The 7037-nt window shown below is 44.6% G+C and carries 8 protein-coding genes; 5 read left to right on the top strand and 3 right to left on the bottom strand.

Annotated features, from left to right (window positions below):
* The coding region (locus ACFSB2_RS13010; RefSeq protein WP_377943497.1) for a transposase at positions 1 to 370 on the top strand (370 nt) is incomplete at its 5' end.
* A 1435-nt stretch (positions 371 to 1805) separates the two neighbouring features.
* Entirely contained in the window at positions 1806 to 2363 is a 558-nt protein-coding gene (locus ACFSB2_RS13005; protein WP_377943496.1) for a hypothetical protein, read from the top strand.
* Here the strand turns inward: ACFSB2_RS13005 and ACFSB2_RS13000 are convergent.
* The gene (locus tag ACFSB2_RS13000) at positions 2338 to 2700 is read right to left on the bottom strand and encodes a recombinase family protein (protein ID WP_465252489.1); all 363 of its coding nucleotides are present in this window, start codon (positions 2698 to 2700) and stop codon (positions 2338 to 2340) included. The genes ACFSB2_RS13005 and ACFSB2_RS13000 overlap by 26 nt on opposite strands.
* 77 nt (positions 2701 to 2777) lie before the next feature.
* Between ACFSB2_RS13000 and ACFSB2_RS12995 the strand changes: the two genes are divergently transcribed.
* A complete protein-coding gene (locus ACFSB2_RS12995; RefSeq protein ID WP_377943495.1) occupies positions 2778 to 3065 on the top strand; it encodes a hypothetical protein in 288 nt (95 codons plus the stop codon).
* Positions 3066 to 3357: 292 nt separating this feature from the next.
* Here the strand turns inward: ACFSB2_RS12995 and ACFSB2_RS12990 are convergent, their stop codons facing one another.
* Both ACFSB2_RS12990 and ACFSB2_RS12985 read right to left on the bottom strand, forming a co-directional pair.
* A complete protein-coding gene (locus tag ACFSB2_RS12990; RefSeq protein WP_377943494.1) occupies positions 3358 to 3813 on the bottom strand; it encodes a hypothetical protein in 456 nt (151 codons plus the stop codon).
* The gene (locus ACFSB2_RS12985; RefSeq protein ID WP_377943493.1) at positions 3794 to 4303 is read right to left on the bottom strand and encodes an RNA polymerase sigma factor; all 510 of its coding nucleotides are present in this window, start codon (positions 4301 to 4303) and stop codon (positions 3794 to 3796) included. Before ACFSB2_RS12985 ends, ACFSB2_RS12990 begins: the two co-directional genes overlap by 20 nt.
* Positions 4304 to 4796: 493 nt before the next feature.
* Between ACFSB2_RS12985 and ACFSB2_RS12980 the strand changes: the two genes are divergently transcribed.
* Both ACFSB2_RS12980 and ACFSB2_RS12975 read left to right on the top strand, forming a co-directional pair.
* The gene (locus tag ACFSB2_RS12980) at positions 4797 to 4991 is read left to right on the top strand and encodes a hypothetical protein (protein ID WP_377943492.1); all 195 of its coding nucleotides are present in this window, start codon (positions 4797 to 4799) and stop codon (positions 4989 to 4991) included.
* Between the two features lie 594 nt (positions 4992 to 5585).
* Positions 5586 to 6404: a mechanosensitive ion channel family protein gene (locus ACFSB2_RS12975; protein ID WP_377943491.1), complete on the top strand. Its 819-nt coding sequence runs from the start codon at positions 5586 to 5588 to the stop codon at positions 6402 to 6404.
* Positions 6405 to 7037: the final 633 nt, after the last annotated feature.

The raw sequence follows: 7037 nt of genomic DNA, 5'->3' as shown, positions 1-7037 counted from the left end.
TAGAGGAAAAACCGGCAGTGGGTACCAGACGCAGCTACGAACATACCGAAGCGAGAATTGCGAAGGGTGCTTACTCCGGGAACGCTGTACGAAGTCTTCTGGTAACAGAGAGATTAGAGTGAGCCTTGAGTATCTTCGCTACAAGCAGCAAGCCGCCGAACGACTTCGAAGTCCTGAAGGAAAGGAACTAGCCATTCGGCGAATGACTGAAGTGGAGAGCGTGTTTGGGCAGATAAAGAACAACCGTGGATTCAGACGATTCCTACTCCGAAGCCTACCCAAGGTTACCGTGGAAGTTGGGTGGATTTCGCTTGCCCACAATCTGTTGAAGAAAGCCGCTATTGACGAAATGAGGCAGAAAATTGGATGAGAAGACCTCATCCTTTTCTCAACTTTTAACAAAAAACCCACCACTACCAAGGAAAAGCTGCCCCGTCAGCGATTTTCAACCGCTTTTGGGACAGCCCCTTTTGATGCCAATCTACTTGAAAATCTACTTGCGCATAAGGGCGCGAATGTTCAAGAAGGATTCCATCAAGATTGAGCGTGTTATGCATAAATCGGTATGAAAATTGACACGTTCATCCATTTTGTTAACTGTATCCCGTCAACGGACCTCTCTAACTCTCGAACTGGCACACAATCGATCAACACTCTCCACTCATCTTTCAAAGGCGGATGCAGGAAGTCCGAATAATCCGTCGAATCCCCCATGTAAACAATCACTTCACGGAATGTCCCTTCCCTGAAGTGGACTGAGCGACGAAGGCCTTAAATTACATCAAACAATATGAAGTATCTCGGCAAATTCACTTTACGAAAGGCGAACTTTAATTCGGCTGGCTGTTTCACCACGGAACGCCAAATATCGTGCAAATTATTGCAGCAATTATCGTGCAAAGTCACACTCTGGTGTGATTCACATGCGCAATAGGCGGGTTTTGAATCATACACAATCTATTTGTGTATGATTTAATAAAAGCCTGCCATGATAGGATAGGGGAACGTATTCTTTTCTCCTTCTCGTAAAAAAACACAGGTGAAATGAAGGATCTTAAAATTGTGAAATTTCTGTCAAGTTAATCATTATACAATATTTTACAATACATTTGTGGTACAGTTTCCCAAGAAGGTTATTTACATATTATGAGGGGGTAAGATCACTTTGGTAAGAAAACGGTTGGCGTTGGGTTCAGTAGCTATACTTACATCTCTACTGTGTATCAGTATCAGTACTACAACATTTGCTGCCACAAATAGTCAAACATCAAATTCGACAAATCAATCATCGGTTCAAGTTGGGATGTCCTCTTCTGATTCTGGTAGTTCCATGACTACTTCACCCATCCCAGCGTTAACCGGCCCTGGGGGTTCAGCATCTCTTACTCTTATGTATACTGCAAAAATGTTGAATTGGTATATAAAACCATCAGACATGTACGGACCATGGACATTTAGTGGCGACATCACTATTGACTATCAAAACTCTAACGGAAGTTGGGCTTATTATGATACCGTCCCCATAAGTGGTGAAGGTGCGCCTGGTGACAGTTACAGTGACGAAATCAGTATTCCTTCTTCACCCACTATCGTATATAAAGGGACACTTACAGGGACTGCGACTGGCCCTGGACCCGATGGGACGGAAACAGTGGATACTGTCCTGCCAAACTGTAGTACTACCTGGTCTTTCGGAAACTAAATCATCAGGTCTCTGTAAGGCCATCAGAGAAATCTACTTAGGATTCTTTGATGGCCACTTCAGTTGTTTTCTCCAATTTAGAACCACAAATGGATGTGAATTTATGAGGGATATCACCGTTACTACTGGCTTTTCAATAATGCCTAATTACTATCTATATTTATGTAGTATTTATGATACTAATCATCAGAAATCCTCTATTTTCCCAAATCTCCAACTTAGCCCAGACTCATTATTGCCTTATTCAACATTTAAAGATTTGATTCATAAAGAATTGTCTGAATTTGTTAAAATGACAGAGTGGATCGACGCTGAAGTTCTAGCCTCACCCGCATCGTATTTCAAAAAGTTCTTTATGACAAACACGTCAGGAGATATATCATTTGAACTGACATGGAAATTATTTTCATCGTGGTGGCAAACATCGAGTATAGCATACGAAATGGCCAGTGATGAGTTGTCCGAGAAAATATACACTGAAATTAAACAACAAGATATAAATAACATAGACATTTTTGTTGATGTGGTTTATAGAGGGTTACAAGACTATTTAAAGCCAGTTGCCAAAGGAAAACATATTCTGATTCCCATCGAGGATTTATTTAGAGGACGTTCACATCAGACACTTATCCTAATTAGCAAAATGGACTGGTATATGTAAATCGTGTAGCTGTCAAACCCGCGTTTCGTACGTTCGCGTATGATTTCACGCTCAAATTCAGCCAGGGCACCGAATAATGAAAAATGAGTTTTCCGCCTGGCTTAGTGGTGTCGATGTTTTCTTGTAGACTCCGGAACCCGACACCTCGTTCGTTCAAATCGTTTACAACTTCGGTGAGATGCTTGAGGGACCGTCCTAGCCGATCTAACTTCCAAACAACTAATGTGTCACCGTTGCGTAAATACTCAAGTGCTTCGTCGAGACCAGGCCGCGACGCCTTAGCGCCACTGGACACATCCTCATAAATTCGTTCGCAGCCAGCGCCATACACGGGCATACCATGATATTTCCGGACCAACGGAGCTGTGCATCGCTCTTCGAGCGTTTGACCTGGTTGACCAGGGCACCATCTCTTTGGTACGAATGACGGCAAAAGGACGTAGGCTTGTCCGTGAAGCTACTGGCGAGGTCCGTCCAAAGCGCCTTCCAGTTGGTACGTTAAAAGAGTGGCATTGGCGAGCGCTCTCGACGGCTTACACAGCCGCCGAATCTGGAGTTTACGATGAGTGTGGGGATTACGGAGGGATATCGTGGAAGACTTGGTTGCGCCTGCGTGAGTACAAACACAAGGGAGAAAACAGGCCGTTTATCAAAGAAGTTGAGATTGGTGGCTCATCTTCCTATAATCGGATTACACTTTAAAAATCACCGAGTTTGGACAGCAATTTTATAAGCAAGAATGGTACAAATATAAAACGTTATATCCGCTAATTGAGGCTCCTGAACCAGTTTAACCCTCGAACCAATTTAGCGCTTGCTCGGTCGCTCGTTGCAGATTCTTAAAGTCCTCATCCCTGCCACCCGCATCTGGATGCATTTGTCTGGCCAGTGTCCGATACCGTTCCCGGACATCATCGGTTTATCCGCGAATGCTTACCTTGATGGGCATGCGGCGGTACCCCATATAGAGTTGTTCAGGACTGCAGACTTCGCTTCAACTGTTAGGTGGGGGCGGCGAAGGGTTTGATTTGGGAACCGGATTTGTTTTGTTGTTTGGCGCTGGTGCACGTGATACAGTTTCATTCTTCTTGCTTGGTTCACCTCGTGCAGGTGCGGATTTCGACGGCGTGGGACGATCCCCATGGTGAACGTGTGAATTTGATTGTGGACTATTTTGACCCTGGCTTGAAGCGGTTGTTAGGTTCGAGCGTCCGACTTGCTTGTCATGTAAGACGAAAACCAACCCGCATGCGAGAAATAACCCTGCCACGCCAGCCAACGCCACAGGTATCCACGAATAGAAACGCCGTGCAGGTCTGTTCACCGTGTACTGTTCGCGAAGCGCGGTCAATACACGTTCATCGGTTGATGCATTCTTGGAGGAGAGCCGCAGATCACGAAGTTGATCAATAATCTCCTTTTCCTTCATATCATTCTCGGATTGAAACATCCCATGTTCCCTCACTTTCAAGAAATACACGTAACTTTTTCAGCGCTCGATGCCAAGTGACTCTGACCTTTGATTCGCTCCAACCGAGCGCTCCTGCAGCTTCGGATACTGAGAGATCCAGAACCCCTCGCAGTATCACAACGTCAGCGTAAGCCGGTCTCAACGTCCCCAAGCCGCGTTCGACAACACGCTTCGCATCCATTGAATCTATGAGCTTCTCTATTGGCAGCTCCGTCGATACCATGTCAAAAAGCGGTTCACTCGAAATTGACCTGTGTTTCTTTCGATAGAATCCGTTTGCTACATTTCGAGCGATCGAAATGAGCCAAGTCTTCGGCGACGCGTCTCCGCTAAAGTGATGAACGCCCTGAAGTGCCCTAATAAACGTTTCCTGAACGAGATCGTCCACATCCCGCGTCCCCATCCGATAAACGAGATAATTGAACACATCCAGACCATACTGTCGATACCATTCTTCAATCAACTCCAAATGAAACACTCCTGAAAACTCATCTATATATTAGATACCTATTTCAGGCATCAGGTTACACTTTGGGCAAATTACATGCTTTCATCGAGATCAACATCGGATTCATCTCGTTTACTCCACGACCTTGTTTAAGAACTGTAACGGGAATCATGAAACGAGCATCTAATTGAGTGCAAGTCAATCATTTAAGGAGAGTGAATGAGATGAAGAAAACACTTATAGCAATTACCGTCGCATGCTCGCTTGGGGCTCCTGTTGTGGCTATGGCCGCGACCACGTCCACGAGTAGCGATCAGCCCAACACTACCCATAATCAATTATCGTCCAGCAATGCGAAGGCTCCGCGACCAGTTTCGCTCCAGTCAGTACTCAATCAGATGTCTAAAGCGAATCAAAGTAAATTTCTCCAAGCCATGCCATTCCGAAAGGCAGCACGAAGAATTTCACACAAGCACAGTGGAAAGATTATATCCGCCAATGGTTCACAGAAAGCATGATTGAGGATGAGGCACGAGGCTTCATTAGCAATGTGAACGGCGATACGGTGACGAGGAAATTCAATAAAGAACTACAGACGTGGAATGAACGCGAACCGCTAACCGTGAAAGTCCCGTATAACTCCGGAGCACAGGTATGGTCGTTGTGGAATGTCAGTGAGAAGACCATGGACATCAATTTTAATGCGTAAGAAAAGGACTCCTCACAATGATTCGGCAGCGCGAGACTGAAGGTATCACCAATTGAAGAAGGATTGGTAGTGCCGTCGCAGTTGTGTTCAACCTATTTGTAGCAACAACATCTTGCCTTTGTGCCGAACAAATGTACTGTCACATGTGGTCACCGTATTCCTCTGCAATAGCTAAGATGCGGGTCTCGCGAAAATGCGAGGCCCGCTATATTTATGCGACTCTAGCAGTAACCCTACTTGCTCATACGGGCGCGATAGTTCAAGTAGATTTTGCACTAGATTCACTTAAAAATAACAGATCTCGCATGTTCATAAGACCGGCATTGAAAGAATACATGAGTACATATTCGATTACCCATCTTAGTCACCGTCCACGTTATTCCTTTCCACGTACTTCCTGTATAGTCCAAGCCATTTTAGAACCTACTCTGCACACCAAATCTGCATGTATTAAGCTTGAGTTGACGGTTCGATCTCAGTTTTCGTGTTCACCTTCTGAATCAAGGTCCGAACTACATGGTACTTAGGGACTTTTTGGTTGTTGTTTACGAGTATCGTATGTGGTGCGATAGTAATAAAAGGAGTGCTATAAGAATGAAAGCATCAAACCAGCGATTTCCTTTGCGAAGAGTAATAATAGTAATTAGCATTCTTATTTTGCTTGCCATTATTTTTAACCTTGCACATGATACCGCTTTAAACTATTTTGTTCCAGTACAATATCGACGTTTGGTTGAATGGGGACTTGTTTTAGTCTGGTGTATGAGTGGTGCGTGGACTATACGGATCTTAAATCACTTCGTTCTGAATAGAAGTGTAGGAAAAACTTTTAATCACCGCACTTCAGTTTTAATTAGTCGCCTACTAACTGGAGTAGGTGCTGTATTTATATTACTAGTTGCACTTAACCTATTACAAATCAGATTTAGCAGCTTATTAGTCGGAGGAGCCGTTACCGGTGTCGTAGTCGGTATCGGTGCACAATCTACGTTTTCTAATTTATTCGCAGGGTTAATTTTGTTAACTTTACGACCGTTTAGTGTAGGACAATACATAACCCTTCGCACGTCATTGTTTAGTGGTGTTGAATATGGGGGTTACGTGGTTGATGTAAATTGGTTTTATACTGTGCTCATTGACGGTGATCAGAAGAGAGTATTGCCCAACTCCTCGGTGATTGTTTCGGCTGTTACTGTAAGTTCAAAGGACAACATAGCATCACACGTATTCAGCATCCCACTACCCTACTCCGTTTCCGAAAAGGATTTAGGTGCAGAATTATTGTCTCGAACAAATGGTAAAGCGACGATTAAAATTCGGGAATTTGCTAAAGAGTCATACACCGTTGAAATACACTTACCAGGGAGCATAGACCTTGGGGTAGTACGAGAATCCATAGCAAAGTACCAATGATCCCGAAAAATAAAGTTGTAGACTCAAAGTTCTTGTTTGATGAAGTAGCGGATTGATCTCTGTTTTTTCCACGAAACCCTAAAGAAGTATACTGACGAGGCTGGCTAGGCACGCAACGCCGTGCCATGAGAAAAACAAAGTCGTATACTGAACCACCTTCGAGATAGAGGTCGGCGCCTCTCCATCTTGGAGTTTGGTATACGACTAAATGCATATTCATTCTTTTTTCCGGAATAGGCGTTCTTAAACATTCGCACCCGTATGTGCAACTAGATTGAGGACTAGGTTCCCATGAAAATAGCAGGTCTCGCATTTTCACGAGACCTGCTATCACTCGCACCGAAACGCATCTCTTTCGGCCGGAGCATAAAGGCAATCGCCTCGCTGTGACCGAAACAGCCCGAAGTGCTTCAACTACCCAGTTCCGGAGTGAGACCCTTGATGCTGAGTCGGACCACCCGTTGGCGACCAATAAGCAACAAAGATAGCTCCGTTGAGACAAGTCGAGCCGAGGGAGACATCGGTGAGAGTGGTATTAAGTCAATATGGTGGACACACCAAACCGAGAATGTATGAAAATCCCATTTCGTTTGCTTAGGCTGCAGGTTTGTGTGTCCGCTCGTACGTCGCTTG

It is taken from the genome of Alicyclobacillus fodiniaquatilis, assembly GCF_042678105.1.
GTDB classification, from domain to species: domain Bacteria; phylum Bacillota; class Bacilli; order Alicyclobacillales; family Alicyclobacillaceae; genus Alicyclobacillus; species Alicyclobacillus fodiniaquatilis.
Note: the sequence above shows the minus strand (reverse complement) of the source record. Positions and strands in the feature narration are given on the sequence as shown.

Excerpts from the sequence above, each read along its gene's own strand:
- ACFSB2_RS13005 (WP_377943496.1), top strand. The coding sequence starts at position 1,806 with ATGAGGGATATCACCGTTACTACTGGCTTTTCAATAATGCCTAATTAC.
- ACFSB2_RS13000 (WP_465252489.1), bottom strand. The coding sequence starts at position 2,700 with ATGCCCGTGTATGGCGCTGGCTGCGAACGAATTTATGAGGATGTGTCC.
- ACFSB2_RS12990 (WP_377943494.1), bottom strand. The coding sequence starts at position 3,813 with ATGTTTCAATCCGAGAATGATATGAAGGAAAAGGAGATTATTGATCAA.
- ACFSB2_RS12980 (WP_377943492.1), top strand. The coding sequence starts at position 4,797 with ATGATTGAGGATGAGGCACGAGGCTTCATTAGCAATGTGAACGGCGAT.
- ACFSB2_RS12975 (WP_377943491.1), top strand. The coding sequence starts at position 5,586 with ATGAAAGCATCAAACCAGCGATTTCCTTTGCGAAGAGTAATAATAGTA.